This window comes from Hymenobacter piscis (assembly GCF_018760735.1).
Classification (GTDB): Bacteria; Bacteroidota; Bacteroidia; order Cytophagales; family Hymenobacteraceae; genus Hymenobacter; species Hymenobacter piscis.
In genome coordinates, this window is record NZ_JAHHZN010000011.1 from 13,416 (window position 1) to 30,606 (window position 17,191).

General features: G+C 60.7%; 17 protein-coding genes. 7 read left to right on the forward strand and 10 right to left on the reverse strand.

Annotated elements, in window-relative coordinates:
* Positions 1-13 precede the first annotated feature (13 nt).
* Both KLP40_RS12770 and KLP40_RS12775 read right to left on the reverse strand, forming a co-directional pair.
* The gene (locus tag KLP40_RS12770; RefSeq protein WP_215594175.1) at positions 14-490 is read right to left on the reverse strand and encodes a MarR family winged helix-turn-helix transcriptional regulator; all 477 of its coding nucleotides are present in this window, start codon (positions 488-490) and stop codon (positions 14-16) included.
* A 140-nt stretch (positions 491-630) separates the two neighbouring features.
* The gene (locus KLP40_RS12775; RefSeq protein ID WP_215594176.1) at positions 631-2,412 is read right to left on the reverse strand and encodes an AMP-dependent synthetase/ligase; all 1,782 of its coding nucleotides are present in this window, start codon (positions 2,410-2,412) and stop codon (positions 631-633) included.
* Positions 2,413-2,614: 202 nt separating this feature from the next.
* On the opposite strand from KLP40_RS12775, the gene KLP40_RS12780 reads away from it, so the two are divergent.
* The 4 genes from KLP40_RS12780 to KLP40_RS12795 all read left to right on the forward strand — a co-directional run bounded on the left by KLP40_RS12780 (position 2,615) and on the right by KLP40_RS12795 (position 5,782).
* A complete protein-coding gene (locus KLP40_RS12780) occupies positions 2,615-3,808 on the forward strand; it encodes a formimidoylglutamase (RefSeq protein ID WP_215594177.1) in 1,194 nt (397 codons plus the stop codon).
* 58 nt (positions 3,809-3,866) lie between these two features.
* Positions 3,867-4,136 carry a cytochrome b5 domain-containing protein gene (locus KLP40_RS12785; RefSeq protein WP_215594178.1) on the forward strand — a complete coding sequence of 90 codons (270 nt, stop codon included), beginning with the start codon at positions 3,867-3,869 and terminating at the stop codon, positions 4,134-4,136.
* Between the two features lie 126 nt (positions 4,137-4,262).
* Positions 4,263-5,066: an N-acetylmuramic acid 6-phosphate etherase gene (murQ, locus tag KLP40_RS12790; RefSeq protein WP_215594179.1), complete on the forward strand. Its 804-nt coding sequence runs from the start codon at positions 4,263-4,265 to the stop codon at positions 5,064-5,066.
* Between the two features lie 149 nt (positions 5,067-5,215).
* Positions 5,216-5,782 carry a hypothetical protein gene (locus KLP40_RS12795; protein WP_215594180.1) on the forward strand — a complete coding sequence of 189 codons (567 nt, stop codon included), beginning with the start codon at positions 5,216-5,218 and terminating at the stop codon, positions 5,780-5,782.
* Positions 5,783-5,902: 120 nt separating this feature from the next.
* Here the strand turns inward: KLP40_RS12795 and KLP40_RS12800 are convergent, their stop codons facing one another.
* From KLP40_RS12800 to era, 4 genes are all read right to left on the reverse strand, one after another.
* Positions 5,903-6,142, reverse strand: a complete 240-nt coding sequence (locus KLP40_RS12800) for a hypothetical protein (protein ID WP_215594181.1) — start codon at positions 6,140-6,142, stop codon at positions 5,903-5,905.
* Between the two features lie 197 nt (positions 6,143-6,339).
* Complete coding sequence (gene der / locus KLP40_RS12805) at positions 6,340-7,662, reverse strand: ribosome biogenesis GTPase Der (protein WP_215594182.1); 1,323 nt, start codon at positions 7,660-7,662, stop codon at positions 6,340-6,342.
* A 92-nt stretch (positions 7,663-7,754) separates the two neighbouring features.
* Entirely contained in the window at positions 7,755-7,997 is a 243-nt protein-coding gene (locus tag KLP40_RS12810) for a hypothetical protein (protein ID WP_215594183.1), read from the reverse strand.
* A gap of 157 nt (positions 7,998-8,154) precedes the next feature.
* A complete protein-coding gene (gene era / locus KLP40_RS12815; protein ID WP_215594184.1) occupies positions 8,155-9,054 on the reverse strand; it encodes a GTPase Era in 900 nt (299 codons plus the stop codon).
* Between the two features lie 236 nt (positions 9,055-9,290).
* Between era and hemH the strand changes: the two genes are divergently transcribed.
* Entirely contained in the window at positions 9,291-10,328 is a 1,038-nt protein-coding gene (hemH, locus tag KLP40_RS12820) for a ferrochelatase (protein ID WP_215594185.1), read from the forward strand.
* Positions 10,329-10,482: 154 nt separating this feature from the next.
* Here hemH and KLP40_RS12825 read toward each other — a convergent pair whose 3' ends face one another.
* Entirely contained in the window at positions 10,483-10,965 is a 483-nt protein-coding gene (locus tag KLP40_RS12825) for a PRC-barrel domain-containing protein (RefSeq protein WP_215594186.1), read from the reverse strand.
* Between the two features lie 66 nt (positions 10,966-11,031).
* Positions 11,032-11,688, reverse strand: a complete 657-nt coding sequence (locus KLP40_RS12830; protein WP_215594187.1) for a hypothetical protein — start codon at positions 11,686-11,688, stop codon at positions 11,032-11,034.
* Between the two features lie 159 nt (positions 11,689-11,847).
* On the opposite strand from KLP40_RS12830, the gene KLP40_RS12835 reads away from it, so the two are divergent.
* Both KLP40_RS12835 and KLP40_RS12840 read left to right on the forward strand, forming a co-directional pair.
* Positions 11,848-12,852, forward strand: coding sequence for a DUF2157 domain-containing protein (locus KLP40_RS12835; protein ID WP_215594188.1), 1,005 nt, complete (start codon positions 11,848-11,850; stop codon positions 12,850-12,852).
* Positions 12,836-14,065: a hypothetical protein gene (locus KLP40_RS12840; RefSeq protein ID WP_215594189.1), complete on the forward strand. Its 1,230-nt coding sequence runs from the start codon at positions 12,836-12,838 to the stop codon at positions 14,063-14,065. The genes KLP40_RS12835 and KLP40_RS12840 overlap by 17 nt, the downstream gene beginning before the upstream one ends.
* Before the next feature lie 240 nt (positions 14,066-14,305).
* Here KLP40_RS12840 and KLP40_RS12845 read toward each other — a convergent pair whose 3' ends face one another.
* Complete coding sequence (locus KLP40_RS12845; RefSeq protein WP_215594190.1) at positions 14,306-15,445, reverse strand: cysteine desulfurase family protein; 1,140 nt, start codon at positions 15,443-15,445, stop codon at positions 14,306-14,308.
* A gap of 208 nt (positions 15,446-15,653) precedes the next feature.
* Complete coding sequence (gene glmM, locus KLP40_RS12850; protein ID WP_215594191.1) at positions 15,654-17,042, reverse strand: phosphoglucosamine mutase; 1,389 nt, start codon at positions 17,040-17,042, stop codon at positions 15,654-15,656.
* Positions 17,043-17,191: the final 149 nt, after the last annotated feature.

The window sequence follows — 17,191 nt, forward strand, 5'->3', positions numbered from 1 at the left end:
TAACCGCCAGCCTTTACGCCGGCGACTCGGAGCGCAGAGGTTTCAGTTTGAAATCGTCGTAGAGCGTTTTGCCCTCAATCATACCCGTAATCTGGCCGATTACCTTGAAGAACACGTTCAACTCACTCTGCGGGATTTTGTCGCGCACCTTCAGGTTGAAGTGGCGCACCGTCTGGCGGGAGATTTCCTTGCCGCGCAGGCCTTCCTCGGTCAGGAAGATGCGCACCGAGCGTTTGTCCTGGGTGTCGGCCTGTTTATAGATCAGACCTTTTTCTTCCATGGAGCGCAGAATGCGCGTGAGGGAGCGGGTTTCGAGGCCCAGCAGGGGCGCGATTTTGGTCGCGGGCGTGCCGTTTTCCTGATCGATGTTCAGTAGCACAAAGCCGATGCTCGTGGTGATGTCGTGCTTGGCGGCCTGCGTATTGTACATACGCGAAATGGCATGCCAGGCAACTTTGATGTTATAATCGACGGTTTCTTCGGGAGTCATGGGGAGGTGCTGCACGTCCGGTAAACATACAGAAATATGTTATGCTTGCATACTACCTCACCTAAAAAAATTTGGTTCTCCGGCCCGGCTTGGCCAATAAAAAGCCCCGCAACCAGGTGACTACGGGGCTTTTCAGGTCGCTACCGCCGCTCATCGCGGTTATAGAGACTTTCAATCAGGTCCTTGTTGTTTTCCGTAATGGCTTTACGTTTCACCTTCATGGTAGGCGTCATTTCGCCGGTTTCCACGGTCCAGAGCTGGGGCAGAAGGGCAATTTTCTTAACCTGCTCCCACTGCGCGAAGCCCTTGTTCTGCTTGTGCACCAGGTCCTCGTACATTTTCACCACTTTCTCGTCTTTGATCAGCTGCTCGTTGGAGCAGTTGCAGTCCACGCCGTTGCGCTTGCACCAGCCTTTCAGGTCGTCGAAAGAGGGAATCACCAGGGCCGACGGGAATTTCTGACCGTCGCCGACCACCATGCACTGCTCCACGAGCGGAGACTCCTTGAGTTTGCCCTCAATCACCTGCGGGGCAATGTACTTGCCGCCCGAGGTTTTGAACATCTCCTTTTTGCGGTCGGTGATTTTGAGGAACTTGCCCTGCACCAGTTCCCCAATGTCGCCGGTGTGGAACCAGCCTTCCTCATCGAATTCCTTGGCCGTGAGCTCGGGCTTGTTGTAATAGCCCTTCATCACGGATTCCGACTTGGTAAGGATTTCGCCGTCGGCGGCAATTTTCACCTCCGTGTTGTCGATGATGGGCCCCACGGTGCCAATCATGTTGTTTTCGGGCTCGAAGCCGCCCACCGCAATAACGGGCGAGGTTTCGGTGAGGCCGTAGCCTTCCATCACCCGGATGCCGGCCGACCAGAACACGCGGGCCAGACGCGGCTGCAGGGCCCCGCCCCCGCTCACGATGCAGCGCAGGTTGCCGCCCAGGGCTTCGCGCCACTTGCTGAAGATGAGCTTGTTGGCCAGGGCCAGCTGGGTGTTGTAGAAGAAGCCGTGGTCCTGCTGGTTATCGTACTTGAGGCCCAGATCCAGCGCCCAGAAGAACAGGTTCTTCTTGACGCCGGTTTGCTCGTGGCCCTTGGCTACAATCTTGTCGTACACCTTTTCCAGCAGACGGGGCACGGTGGTGAAGATTTCGGGCTTCACTTCGCGCAGGTTGTCGGCAATGGTTTCCATGCTCTCAGCGTAGTAAATGCTCACGCCGTTGATCAGGTAGAGGTGGGTGACCATGCGCTCAAAGATGTGGCAGAGCGGCAGGAAGCTCAGGGCCTTGTCGTCCTTGGTCACGGGCACGAAGCGCTGGGCATTGCGGCAGTTGCTGAGCAGGTTGTTGTGGGTGAGCATGACGCCCTTGGGCTTGCCGGTGGTGCCACTGGTGTAGATGAGCGTGAGCAAATCGTCGGGCGTGACGGCGGCTTTCAGGGGCTCCAGGTCGGCGGGGTTGCCTTTTTTGCCGATTTCCAGCAACTCGCCGAAATGGCGGGCGCCGCTCAGCTTATCGAAGGTGAACACGTTTTCGGCCGGAATGGACAGCCCCTGGGTGGCTTCGCGTACCTTATCGAGCAGCTTCTGATCAGACACCAGTACGGCTTTTACGCCCGCATCAGCGAAGATGTACTGGTAGTCTTCTACCGTAATGCTTGGGTACATGGGCACGCTGGTAGCTCCGAGCTGGGCAATGGCAAAATCGGCAATCATCCACTCGGGCCGGTTCATGGAGATGATGGCCACTTTATCATCCTTGCCAATGCCTAGGGACCGGAGCCCCAGGCTGGTCTGATTCACCTGCGCCGCTACCTCATCGGTGCTCATGGGCGTGTACTGGCCGTTTATTTTGGCGGCGAAGCAGTCGGGTTTGTTGTAGTTCTGCTGCAGATGAGGCAGAATATCAAACGTACGGCGAATATCCATGCGGAGAGAGGGCACTAAGGTGGGAGGTAGCAAAAGGGAGAGAGACGTGCTTCCCGCGGCGGGCCAAGGCAGACCTGAAAGCGGAAAAGGCAGCTTAAATAACTACTTTTTTCGCGGAAAAACGGTTATTCCCTTCCGAAAACCGATAGGGCCGTGGCCCGCTTTTGCGTAGCTTTGTCGGGGTCCGCTCCTTCTGCGCGCAATGAATCTGGCTATCTTCTTTGACCCGCTCCCCGAGGAGCTGGTAACGGCTACCGCTACTGCCACCACCCTGGCCGGCTACGTAACGCCCTTTCTGGATACGTTTCCGGATTGGCGCGCCGCCGACCTGGCCCTGATCGGGCTGGACGAATGGCGGGGCAGTGCGGCCGGCGCCCCGGCGGCGCACGGCGCCGACGCCGTGCGCCGCCAGCTCTACCAGCTGCAGAAGGGCAGCGGCCCCTGCCGCCTCGTGGACCTGGGCAACCTGCGGCCCGGCCTGACCCTGGAAGACACCTACCAGCGCCTGCGCGAAATTATTGCCGCCCTGCTCGAACACGGCACGGTTCCGCTGCTGCTGGGCGGCTCCCACGACCTCGACTACGGGCAGTTTCTGGCCTACGAAACCCTGGAGCGGGCCGTGAGCTTCGCCACCATTGACGCCCGCGTGGACATGGCCGAGCCCGAGGGCGCCGCGGCCGAGGACAGCCACCTGCGCCGCATGCTGCTGCACACGCCTACCTTCCTGTTCAACTTCACCCAGCTCGCCCACCAGCAGTACCTGGTGGCTCCCGATGTGCTGACGGCCCTGGAAAAGCTGCACTTCGAGACGCTGCGGGTGGGCCAGATCCGGGACGACATCCGCCAGGCCGAGCCCCTGCTGCGCCAGGCCGATTTCGTGAGCTTCGATATTGCGGCCCTGCGCTGGAACGATGCGCCCGGGTATTTTCCGGCCAACCCCTTCGGCCTCACTAACGAGGAAGCCGCCAAGCTGGCCTGGTACGCCGGCTGCAACGACCAGCTTACCTCCTTTGGTCTTTACGGCTACCGTCCCGACCACGATACCCACGGGTTAGCCGCCCTGGTGCAGGCCACCATGCTCTGGTACTTTATAGAAGGCTACTACTACCGCCGACGCGAAACCGATTTCCGCGGCCCCAGCTTTGTGCGCTACGCCGCCGGCCTGCACGGCCCGGCCCGCTACAGCTTTCAGGCCGACGATGAGGCAGCCCACGACGACGGACCGGACCGCATTGTGTTCTACAAATCCCAGCAGACGGACCGCTGGTGGATGGAAGTGGTGAACCTGACGGGTAACACCCGCCGCATCGTGCCCTGCAGCTACCAGGACTACCTGCGCGCCGCCCAGGGCGACGTGCCCCACCGCTGGATTCTGACGCAGGCGTTGTTGGGGTAATTGGTTGTTGGTGCGTAGTTGTTAGTTGTCAGAACCTGTTTGATTCCATAAGACCTGTATGCCCCTAACAACTGACAACGAAGCCCTAACAACCAACCGCCCCACCTACACCCGCAGCCAGCTGGCCCTGCGCAACGGCCAGGACCGGGACGAAATCTGGGTGGCCTATCGGGGGCTGATTTACGACGTGACCCGCTCCCGCCTCTGGAAGCGCGGCAACCACTATGAGCACTGGGCCGGTCAGGACCTGACCCGCGAACTGGACCACGACGCGCCCCACACGCCCAACGTTTTCGACCGGTTCCCGGTTATTGGGCAGCTGGCGTAGCTGCGGCCCGAACTTCAGTCCAGAGCTCATCATTGGCCCTTCCTCCTATTTCGCTCCGGACTAAAGCCCCAGGACTATAGTCGCCAACTGCAACCACGAACAGATTACAACCGCTCCTGCTCCATCATGACGACCGAAAGCCCTTCCGAATTCAACGACCTCGAAACCCTTCCCACCGCCGCTCTGCTGGCCGGCATGAACCAGGTGGATCAGACGGTGCCCCGGGCCGTGGCCCAGGCCCTGCCGCAGCTGGCAGCACTGGTGGAGGCTACTGTGGCCCGGTTGGGGGCGGGCGGGCGGCTATTCTACATCGGGGCGGGCACCAGCGGCCGACTCGGGATTCTGGATGCCTCGGAGTGCCCACCCACCTTCGGGGTGCCCCAGGGCGTGGTCATCGGGTTGATTGCGGGCGGCGACTCGGCCATTCGCAAAGCCGTGGAAAATGCCGAGGACGATGCTCGGCAGGCCTGGCAGGACTTGCAGGCCTTCGATATCAACAACAAGGATATTGTGGTAGGCATTGCCGCCTCGGGCCGGACGCCCTACGTGATTGGCGGGCTGGAGCAGGCCCGGCGGCACGGGCTGGCTACGGGCTGCATCGTGTGCAACGCGGATTCAGCCGTGGCCGCCGCCGCGGAGTTTCCGGTGGAAGTAGTGACGGGGCCGGAATTTGTGACCGGGAGCACCCGCCTCAAGGCCGGCACCGCCCAGAAGCTGGTGCTCAACATGCTCACCACCGCCACCTTCATCCGGCTGGGCCGCGTGAAGGGCAACAAAATGGTGGACATGCAGCTCAGCAACGCCAAACTGGTGGACCGGGGCGAACGAATGCTGATGGAAGAGCTGCGCATTGGCCAGCCCAAAGCCGCCGAGCTGCTGGAGCTCCACGGCTCGGTGCGGGCCGCCCTGGCCGCCTACCACGGGCACTAGCCGACCTTTTCTCCAATACGGATTTTAGCCCCGGAATTCGGGACGAGTTGGAAACCAGCGGGCTTTTTTCGGAGTTAGCAGGGAATGATAATTGTGGCTCCGCAGGCTTGAGGGCTGATACGGGTGCTTCCTTTTCGCATTTCTCCCCTATGCACACCATCGAACCCCACTACGCCTGGCAGGACCAGTATTCGGCCGCCGAGGACCCGCTTTCGCCGCTTCACGAGGCCGAAAACAGCCTGGATTCTTACGTGAACACCATCTACGGGTACTACATCCACCCGCAATGGGACAGCCTGGGCTCCGAGACGCTGTTTCTGAAGATTCTGTTCGTGGATTACGAGCTGGGCGCGGCCATCATTGAGTTCATCGGGGAGTGGAACGACGCCATCGAGAACGATGTAATGCAGCTCAAGCGCAACATCATCGACCTGATGACCCACGAGGGCATCACCAAATTCGTGCTGGTGGGCGAAAACGTGTTCAACTTCCACGGCTCCGACGACTGCTACTACGAGGAGTGGTTCGAGGACGTGGAGGATGGCTGGATTGCGGCCGTCAACTTCCAGGAGCACGTTATCCGCGAAATGCGCCAGTATAACATTGACAGTTACCTCAACTTCGGCGGGGAGCTCGACGAGCTTCCCTGGCGGACGTACCCGCCCCGCAAGCTATTCAAGCGGGTGGATGGGCTGTTGCAGCGCCGGCTGGGATGAGTGCCCGAAGTAGCTATTGCGACGAAGGAGGGAGCTGGGGCAAGTTCGAGCACAAAAAAAGAGGCTTCCCGCGAACGGAAAGCCTCTTTTTTTTGCACCCGGTGAAGGATGCAGCAGTAATTACTGAGCAGGAGCCGTAGCAGGAGCGTCCTGAGCGTCAGCGGCGTTTTCCATAGCGTCAGCTTTGGCATCGGCCGAGTCACGAACCATGTCAGCCTTCTCTTCCATAGCGTCAGCCTTCATTTCGCCGGCTTCTTCTACGTTGTCAGCAGCTTGCTCCTGAGCATCTTCGGTCTTGCTGTCGCAAGAAGCGAACGAGAAAGAAACAGCAGCCAGGGCGAGGAACAGTACTTTTTTCATGATGGGGGTTGTTGAGAGAATTTGGAAAGTCTTATTTGATAAACCAGGCCGCCGGTTCCTCAGAACTACCGGCTGATTTGGGGCTTTATACCCGAAAGCGGCGGAGGTAACCCGGCGGATGAAAAAAAATGCACCTTTTTTTCACCTGCCACCCTAAAACAGCCTTAGCGGACATTCAGGGGCTTTTTTGGGGTTACTTATTTTTTCCGGAACACAATACCGATGGGTACGCCGGTGAAGTCGAAGTGCTCCCGCATCCGGTTTTCGAGGTAGCGGGCGTAGCTCTCCTTCACGTACTGGGGCAGGTTGCAGAAGAAGGCAAACACCGGGTTGTGGGTGGGCAGCTGGGTAGCGTATTTGATGCGCACCATTTTGCCCTTCTGGATGGGCGGCGGGTACTTCTCAATTTCCTTGAGCATAACCTCGTTCAGCTCCGAGGTCGAGATTTTGCGGCGCTTGTTGTTGTACACTTCGATGGCCGTTTCGATGGCCTTGTGCACGCGCTGCTTGGTGAGCACGGAGGTGAAAATCACGGGTGGGTACGCAATGGGCGCAATCTTCTCCATGATGCGGGCCTCGAACTCCTTGGCCGTATTGGTTTCCTTGTTCTCGATCAGGTCCCACTTGTTGACCAGAATTACAATGCCCTTGCGGTTCTTGTCGGCCAGACCGATGATGTTCACGTCCTGGGCCTCAATGCCGCGGGTAGCGTCCAGCATCACCACACACACGTCGGCTTCTTCCAGGGCGCGCAGGGAGCGGAGCACGGAGTAGAACTCCACGTCTTCGTGCACCTTGGTTTTGCGGCGCAGACCGGCCGTATCCACCAGCATGAACTCGTTGCCAAAGGCGTTGTAGCGGGCCTGGATGGAGTCGCGGGTGGTGCCGGCAATATCGGTCACGATGCTGCGGTCGGTGCCCAGCAGCAGGTTCACGAACGACGACTTGCCCACGTTGGGCCGGCCAACGACGGCAATTTTGGGAATGCCCAGGTCGGGCTCTTCCACCCCTTCGTCCTCGAAATGGCTGATTACCATATCGAGCAAATCACCGGTGCCGGAGCCGCTGGCCGAGGAAATCGGGAAGATTTCCCCGTCGCCCACGCCCAGGGCGTAGAATTCGCCCGAGGCGTGAATGCGGGAGTTGGTATCGGCCTTGTTGGCCACGATGTAGATGGGCTTTTTGCCCTGGTAGCGGCGCAGTACGCTGGCAAACTCCTCGTCGAGGCTGTGCACGCCTTCCATGGAATCGACCATGAACAGCACCACATCGGCTTCATCAATGGCCAGCTTGACCTGCTTGTTGATTTCGCCTTCAAAGATGTCGTCGGAGTTGTGCACGTACCCGCCGGTGTCAATCACGGTGTAGTACTTGCCCGTCCAGTCGCCGTAGCCGTAGTGCCGGTCGCGGGTGACGCCGCTCTCGTCGTCCATAATGGCTTTGCGCTGACCGACGAGGCGGTTAAAAAGGGTCGATTTGCCCACGTTGGGGCGCCCGACAATGGCAATGGTATTTTTCATGCGTCTGACTCCAGCCGCCGGCCCGACCAAGTTCGGCAGTGCCCGGAGTAGTTAAGTGAGTTGTGAGTGGTCGGAGTTGTATTTTGAAGCTTTTACAATCTGTGCCAGGCCGCTACCAGCAGATATAAAGCCAGCAGAATGGTGCCTACTGCGTTCATAAACTGCCGGGGCAATCGCGACTGACGGGACTGGCGTGACCAATCAGGCATTGTTTCCTGCTCGGGACGATGTTTCTGATAATCGGTTTGAGCCTGAATCCATAGAATAATTCCAGTCACAAAAACTAGTATGGCTATCAGCAGTACCAACCAGCCGGGCATATCGTCTGGAATCATTAGTTATTTGAGCAGTGCTTATCTCAGCAAGTGGTTAAATTAGTCTGTACTCGTTATCTGAAGCGCAACCAGGCAATCCTGCTCATTGTAAAGACATCAATTTGGCAACATCAGCCCGCGAGGTTCCTCGGCTGCGCTCGGAATGACGTACTAAATATTATTGATTGTACCCGAAGCGGTTTAGGGCTTTGGGGTCGGTGCGCCAATTCTCGTTGACCTTGACGTAGATTTCGAGGAAGACTTTCTTCTGAAAGAATTTCTCCATCTCCTCCCGGGCCCAGGTGCCTACTTTTTTGAGGGCCACACCCTGCTGGCCGATGATGATGCCCTTCTGGCTGGCCCGCTCCACGTAGATAATGGAGCGCATCCGGATGATGTCGTCGTCTTCCTTGAACTCCTCAATTTCGACCTCGCAGCTGTAGGGAACCTCCTTTTTGTAGAGCTTGAAAATTTTTTCCCGGATCATTTCGGCTGCGAAGAAGCGCTCGGGCTTGTCGGTGAGCTCGTCCTTGGGGTAGTAGGGCGGGTGCACGGGCAGGTAGCCCAGCACAAGGTCGAGCAGCTCGCCGGTCCCGAACTTTTCGAGGGCCGAAATGGGCAGCACCCGGGCCGCGTTGGGCAGGTGTTCGCGCCAGTAGTCTACCTTGGCTTCCACCTCGGCCTGGTCGGCCTGGTCGATTTTATTCACCAGCAGCAGAATGGGCGTATCGGTCATCTTGCGCAGGCGCTCTACCACAGGTTCTTCGTCGTGCTTCTCGTAAATATCGGTCACGAACAACACCACGTCGGCGTCTTCCAGGGAAGAGTACACGAACGACATCATGGCGTTGTGCAGCTCGTACTTGGGCTGGATGATGCCGGGCGTATCGGAGTAGACGAGCTGGAAGTCGTCGCCGTTGAGGATGCCCAGGATGCGGTGGCGCGTGGTCTGGGCCTTGCTCGTGACGATGCTGAGCCGCTCGCCCATCAGGGCGTTCATGAGCGTGGACTTGCCCACGTTGGGCTTGCCGATAATGCTCACAAAGCCAGCGCGGTGCGGAGTTGGTTCGGTATTCATTTCAGTATCTGAAATTTAGGGCTGCAAAGATACAGCTATTTTGAGCCGTTCGCTACTGATAGCTTTGGGCAGCTAGCTGGTAGCGAACGGCCGCTCGCATTTTTGTGGCTTGGTTAAGGATAACCGGCCACCTTTGCGGTTACATATCCAGCCAGCGCCCGGCTTTCAACGGGGCTGCTGAAGACTTTACCCTAACAAGCTAACAGCCAGCAGCTACTAGCTATCAGCTCAAAAAAATGTCCGCTTCCAACCCAGGCCGCATCGGTGTGCTGCTCGTCAACCTCGGCACGCCCGACTCGCCCCAGACGCCCGACGTGCGGCGTTACCTGAACGAATTCCTGACCGACGGCCGCGTGGTGGACATGCCGGCCGCCATCCGCTACCCCCTGTTCCGGGGGCTGGTGGTGCCGCTGCGGGCGCCCAAATCGGCCAAAATCTACCAGCAGCTCTGGACCGAGCGCGGCTCTCCCCTGCTCTTCCACGGCCTCGATCTGCAGAAGCTGGTGCAGCAGCAGCTCGGCGACGAGTACCTGGTGGCCTTCGGCATGCGCTACCAGAACCCCAGCATTGAGAGTGCCCTGCAAGAGCTGCGCGACGCGGCCGTGCGCCGCATTATTGTGCTGCCGCTGTTTCCGCAGTACGCGGCGGCCAGCACCGGCTCGGTGCAGGAGAAGGTGATGGACATCGTGAAGGACTGGTGGGTGGTGCCCAGCATCAGCTTCATCAGCAACTTTGTGGACGAGCCCGGCTTCATCGAAACCTTCGCGGCCCTGGGCCTGGCTGAAATGGCCAAGCACGATTACGACCACGTGGTATTCAGCTACCACGGCATCCCGGAGCGGCACGTGCTCAAGGGCAGCCACAAGGGCTACTGCAAGCTGGGCAGCTGCTGCGCCAGCTACAACAAGAACAACCGCTATTGCTACCGGGCCCAGTGCTTCGAAACCTCGCGCCAGCTGGGCAAAGCCCTGGGCCTGACGCCCGAGCAGTACACCACCACGTTCCAGAGCCGCCTGCAAAGCCGCCTCCGCGACCCGTGGCTACAGCCCTACACCGACGAGGTTATCAAAGAATACCCGGCCAAAGGCATCAAGAGCGTGCTGGCCTTTAGCCCCGCCTTCGTGGCCGACTGCCTGGAAACCACCATTGAAGTAGGCGAGGAATTCAAGGAAATGTTTGAGGAGGCCGGCGGCCAGCACTGGCAGCTCGTGCCCAGCCTCAACACCCACCCCCTGTGGGTGGACGCCGTAGCCGGCATGATCCGCCGCAACTGAGTAGGCGGTTGTCAGCCGGCGAAAAAACCTGCACCCGGCTGCTCCGTTGCGCCTTTTCCCATCCGGCCCGTCCGAAGTCCTTAACCGGACCGGACGGGCCGGATGGTTGCGTGGCTACTCCAGAGGCCACGCAAACGGCGGGGCGGCTTGCGGCCTAATGCAGCCGGCGCCGCTGGTAAAACGTGGAGCCGTCGTAGCCGGGCTGGTTGTAGAAATCCGGTTCGGCGGCGGGCAGCGGCAGATTCAGGGCGCGCAGCATGGCCTGCTCATACTCCCGGCTGATCTGAATTTCGGCGTAGGGCGGGTAGTGCGTCACCGACTCGTAGGTGAGCGAGGGCACGAAAACGTTGTCGGCATCCTCGTCGAGGGCGGCCACGCCAATGGGCAGCAGAATGTGGCGGTCCCGCTCGCTCAGGCCCAGCGCCTCGTCCAGCTCGATATCGAGGTAGCGCACCTTGAGAGCGTCCACGTCCACAATCAGCTCAAATACTTGCCCGAACCGGCGGCCATCGGCCCCGCGCACGGCCCAGCCGCGCACATCGGGGTTGTCGTCGGCTACTTCAAACTCGGTGAGGTCGTGCAGGCGGCGCAGGTGCAGGCCCTGGCCTGAGGGGATGGGGTCGGGAGCAGGTTGCATAGGAATACTGGACGGTTGCGGAGCATGCCGCGGTTAAGGAAGTAGTACAGGATGGGGCCCAGCGCGCTATTGCGCTACCGATGGAGCGCTAAGCGCCCGGACCAGGTCGGCAGCCCGCGTGAAGTAGTCGCGCAGGGCCTGCTGTTCGGCGGCCGTGGCCGACCGGCCGCTGAGCTCGGCCGCCTGGGCGCTGAGCTGCTGCGCGGCGGGCTGCAGCTCGGGGTAGCCCTGCTGTTGCATGGCCTGCATAAGAGCGGCCGCCGCTACGTAGCCGGGGCGCAGACTGGCGGCGGGCTCCTCGAGGCGGCTGGTGGCGCTGGTCAGGTCGTCGCGGCGGGTCTGGATGAGGGGCGTGCGCAGGTCGTCGCGGTCGGCGAGGCCCACCAGGGCGGCCGTCAGCAGGCGCAGTCCTTCCCGGCCATAAGTGGGGCGGGCGGCATCGGAGGCAGCAAAGGCAGCCAGCACCTCGGGCGTAACCGGGGCCGACTCAGCAGCCAGGCTGTTCACGTCATCGGGGGCGGGACGGGGGCCGGTTTCGGCCCCGCTGAGGCTATCGACGGGCGTAGCAGCGGGTGGCGGCGGCGAAGGGGGTAATGCACGGGGCGCATTCGCATCGGCCCGAAGCAGAAAATAGGCCCCCACGGCTACCACGGCCAACACCAGCAGAATCAGAAGCCAGGGGCTGGGCGTATTTTTCTTGCGCTGAATGTTGATGTCGGCCATACGGAAAGAAGAAAGCAAGGAGAAACACGGGTACGCGCTAGCCTTACGCGGCCGGGCAAATTATGATTCGGTTCCCGAATATTCACTCTTGTCGATACAAACGCTTCCATACTGCCGGCAAACTGCTATGTTTAGCCTCCTCATCCCCTGCCCAGGCCCATGCGTGTTCTCCCCCTTATTGCGGAATTACGGGCCCGCGGCCTGCTCGAACCCGAACAGGCCGCGGGCCTTGAAGCCCATGAGCGCACCCGCCCGTTCTCACTGCACTACGAAATCCGCACCCTGCTCTACCTGGGCATTACCCTGCTCAGCGGCGGCCTGGGCGTATTACTCTACGACCACCTCGATGACCTCGGCCACGGCGCGGTAGTGGTCCTCATCAGCCTGCTGACGGCCGCCTGCTTTACGTACGCGGCCCGGCACCGACGGCCTTTCAGCTGGGCCCAGGTACCCAACTCCGGACTGCTGCCCGATTACCTGCTGCTGCTGGGTTGTTTGCTGTTTCTGGTTCTCGAAGGCTACCTGCAGGCCCAGTATACCCTCTTCGGCACCCGCTACGGACTGGCCCTGGCCGTGCCAGCGGCCCTGTTCTTCTACCTCGCCTACCGCCTCGACCACCGGGGCGTGCTCTCGATGGGCATTACGGCCCTGGCCGCCTGGGCCGGCCTGAGCGTGCAGCCGTTGTCCATCTTCGAAAATCAGTTTCTGACCGCGCCGGTTAGCCGGGCCGCGCTGGGACTGGGGGCGGCGCTGCTGGTAGCAGGCTGGCTGAGCGAAACCCGCCACCGCAAGGCCCACTTCGCCTACACCTACCTGCTGCTGGGCGGCAACCTGCTGCTGGCCGCCGCCACGGCCGCCCTGTTCGCCGAAGTGCTGCGGCCCGCCGGGCTGCTGGTTCTGCTGATTCTGGGCGTGAGTGCCGGGCTGTTCTGGTACGGCCGGCGGGCTCACGCTCATGTTTTCCTGCTGCTGGGCGCGGCCTACGGCTACGTGGCTCTCACCTACGGCCTCTTCCGGTTCTTCGACAGCCTGGGGACCAGTGGGAGCGAATTATGGTTCACGTTCTGCCTGTATTATTTCCTGGTTTCCGCCGTGGCAGCCGTGTGGTTTCTTACGCACCTCAAACGGCTGGCCGGCACCGCTGCTCATGCGCAAAATCTATAATCCCGCCTGGGCTCATCACGAAGCCATGCGGCAGGCGGCCCAACGCTGGCACCGCGCCGGGCGGCTGCCCCAGCCGCAACTGGAAGCCATCCGGGCGGCTTATCCGCTGGACTTCTACCGTCCCACCATCTACCTGCGGATTCTGCTCTTTCTGCTCGTGAGCCTGGCCTACTTGGTGGCGGCGGGTTTGCTGGGCCTGTTCATTTACTCCCTCACGGATACCCACTCGTACCATGCAGGCCGCGAAACGCTGGTGTTCGGCTCCACCTTTCTGCTGGCGGCCCTGGCAGGGCAGTTTGTACTGCTTAACCTGATTCGCACCTCCCGGCTCTACCACGCCGGCTCCGACCAAGCCCTGCTCTACCTCAGTCTCGGCTTTGCCGCCGCCACCGTCTTCTGCTTCCTGGAAGTGGGGCGGCCGCCTGTTGAGGGCGACTGGCTCACCCTCGGCTCCGCTTATCTGCCGCTGCTATTGGTACCGGTGCTGGGGCTGCTGCTACTGGCCACGGTAAGCTACGCCGATCCGCTGGTGGCAGCTGCCGCCTACCTAACCACGCTGGCCCTGCTGGCCAACCTGTTGCTGCGCTTCGGCAGCGGCCGGCTGCTGCTGCCGTTTGCCGTCATGGCCGCCGCCGTGGGCCTTTATTACCTGGTGCGTCGCCTGGGCCGCCGTCCCGATTACTGGTACTACCGCTACTGCCTGCTCACGCTCAAAGCCCTGGCCCTGGCTACGTTTTACCTGGGCGGCAACTACCTGATGGTGCGCGAAGCCAACGCGGCCCTGAGCGGCGACTACGTTTCCCGGCAGATTCCCTTCGCGCTGATTTTCTACCTGCTCACAGCCCTCCTTCCGCTGGCCTACCTTGCCCACGGCCTGCGCCGCCCCGACCGGGTCTGGCTCCTGACGGGCCTGGCCGCGCTGGCTTTTTCGGGCTACACCGTGCGGTTCTACCACTCGGTTCTTCCCCCCGCCGTGGCCAGTGCCTTGATCGGAGCCGGCCTGGTGGCACTCATGGCCCTGGCGCTGCGCTACCTGCGCACGCCCCGTCACGGCCTTACGGCCGACCCCGACGATGCCCCGTCGGAACGACCGGGCCTCAACCTGGAAGCCCTCATCGTCGCTCAGACGGCCCACGCCCCTCAGGCCCCGGAGCCCGGCTTCCAGTTCGGGGGCGGCCAGACCGGCGGCGGCGGCGCGGAAGGGAAGTGGTGAATGAGTGAAGTAGCAGATGGGTGAGTAGGACTGTAATCATGAGGCGCAACTGATGCAATCCGTCCTTTCCGCAGTCAAAAAATCCTGGTAAACACAAAGCCCCTGACGTGCGCACGTCAGGGGCTTTAAGACAGGTCGAAGATGGGAAGAAGGTGAAGGACGGATTGCTTCGGCCACCGGCCTCGCAATGACGGCCCGGTTCACTTATTCGCTACTGCACTCATGCACCAGATTCACCGCTTAAGCGGGTACTTTGCGGTACATTTTGGCCAGCTGCTCCACGGCATAATCCACTTCCTCCGCCGTGTTGTACTTGCTCATCGAGAAGCGGATGGTGCCGCGGGTGGGGTCGCAGCCCAGGGCGGTGAGCACGTGGGAGCCGGCGTTGGCCCCGCTGGTACAGGCCGAGCCGCCCGACACCGAGATGCGGTTGATATCGAGGTTGAAGAGCAGCATCTCATTCATATCAGAGGGCGGCAAGCTCACGCTCAGCACCGTGTACAGGCTCTGGTCGGCCTCGGCCGAGGTGCCGTTGAATTCTACTCCGTCGATTTCCGTGCGCAGCTTCGCCATAAACCGGTCTTTTAGGCCCTGGATGTGCTGCTGGTGGTCGGCCATGTCGCGGTAGGCAATTTCGAGCGCCTTGGCCAGGCCCACAATACCGTACACGTTCTCGGTGCCGGCACGCTGGTTGCGCTCCTGGGAGCCACCGTGAATGAGCGTATCCACCGTCTGGCCCGAGCGGCGGTAGAGGAACCCAACGCCCTTCGGACCGTGGAATTTGTGGGCTGAGCCCACCAGAAAATCCACCGGCAACTGCTGCACATCGTGACGGTAATGGCCCATGGTCTGCACCGTATCGGTGTGAAACACGGCCTTGTGCCGGGCGCAGATGTCGCCGATGGCCTGAATGTCGTTGAGGTTGCCGATTTCGTTGTTGGCGTGCATCAGGCTCACGAAAGTGCGCGGGTGCGCGGCCAGCAGCTCTTCCAGATGCTCCAGATCCAGACGGCCGCGGGCATCGTGGCGCAGGTAGCTCAGCGCCATGCCCTGCTTTTCCAGGGCCTGCATGGTGTGCAGCACGGCGTGGTGCTCCAGGGCGGAGGTAATGCCGTGCGTCAGGCCCAGCGTGCGCACACTCCCGAAAGCAGCGTAGTTGTCGGCCTCCGTCCCGCAGGAGGTAAACACAATTTCGGCCGGGGCAGCATTGATGAGGTGGGCCACGGTTTTACGGGCATTCTCGACGGCGGCGCGCACCTGCCGGCCGTGGCCGTGGATGCTGCTGGGGTTGCCGAAGTGGTTTTGCAGAAACGGCAGCATGGCCTCCAGCACTTCGGGGTCCAGGGGAGTCGTGGCGGCGTTATCGAAATACACGTTCATGAGCGGCGCGGCAAGGCAGTAACGACCGGCGCCCGGGCCGGTCCGAATAATTTCGCCACAAAAATAGGGGTTTCCCCGGTGGCGAAATTGTGAAGTGGAGAGATAGGAAAATACTGAGTTGCCGTTCAAACGGTCCTGGCAGCGCTACGTGCACCGATAGAACCATCCGAACGGCAACTCACCATTTCCCTATCTCACCACCTCGCCGCTACTGGTTGATAATTTCCTTGATATCACCGATGATTTTGTTGGCCAGATGGTCAGCCGTAGCGTTGGACTCCGACTCGGCGTAGATACGGATGATGGGCTCGGTGTTGGATTTGCGCAGGTGTACCCACTCCTTATCAAAGTCGATTTTCACGCCGTCAATGGTGTTCACTTGATGCTTGGCGTAGCGCTTTTCCATCTCCACCAGTACCTGGTCGGTGTTGATGTCCGGTGTCAGTTCAATCTTGTTCTTCGAGATGAAGTAGTTTGGGTACGAAGCCCGCAGGCGCGTCATGGTCAGGCCGGTTTTGGCCAGGTGGCTCAGAAACAGCGCAATGCCCACCAGGGAGTCGCGGCCGTAGTGCAGCTCGGGGTAGATGATACCGCCGTTGCCCTCCCCGCCAATTACGGCGTTGGTTTCCTTCATCTTATTCACCACGTTCACCTCGCCCACGGCGGCGGCGGCGTACTGCCCGCCGTGCTTCTCAGTCACGTCGCGCAGGGCGCGGGTGCTGCTCAGGTTGCTCACGGTGTTGCCGCCGCCCAGTTGCTGGAGCACGTAGTCGGCCACGGCTACCAGCGTATATTCCTCCCCGAACATGCTGCCGTCCTCGTTCACGAGGGCCAGACGGTCCACGTCAGGATCCACCACGATGCCCAGGTCGAAGGAGCCTTTTTCGAGCACCCGGGCAATTTCGCGCAGGTTTTCGGGTAGCGGCTCGGGATTGTGGGCGAAGTCGCCGGTCGGCTCGCAGAACAGCTTTTCAATTACCTCCACGCCCAGCTGCTCCAGCAGCATCGGCACGGCAAAACCGCCCGTGGAATTCACGGCGTCTACCACCACGCGGAAGTTTTTGGCCTGAATGGCGGCTTTATCCACCAGAGGCAGGGCCAGAATGGCCTCAATGTGCTGCTGCAGGAAAGTGTCGTCGGTGGTGTAGCTGCCCAGCTTGGTTACAGGCGCAAAATCGAACGACTCGGAGTCACCCAGGGCCAGTACCTGCTTGCCGTCCTCGTCCGAAATGAACTCGCCTTTGTGGTTAAGCAGCTTTAGGGCATTCCACTGCTTGGGGTTGTGCGAGGCCGTGAGAATAATGCCGCCGCCAGCCTTTTTGGCGGGCACGGCCATTTCCACAGTCGGCGTAGTGCTCATACCCAGATCAATCACATTGATGCCCAAGCCCTGGAGCGTGGCCGTCACGAGGCGGTTGACCATGTCGCCGGAAAGGCGGGCGTCGCGGCCGATGATGATGAGGTTGTTCTGCGTTTTTTCCAGTACCCACGTGCCGAAGGCAGCGGCGTATTTAACGATGTCGAGGGGCGTCAGACCGTCGCCGGCTGCGCCGCCGATAGTGCCCCGGATACCCGAGATGGATTTGATCAGTGCCACGTGCTTACTGCTAAAATGGATGTGGGCGAAATCACCCGAAAGAGGCCGCAAAAGTAGCCAACCCCGCTAGCTTTCCCTACGAAAGAAGTTCTGGTTTCGGATGCTTTCCGCCCTAATCGTACTCGTGTAGGCACAGGGAATGCCGTAAG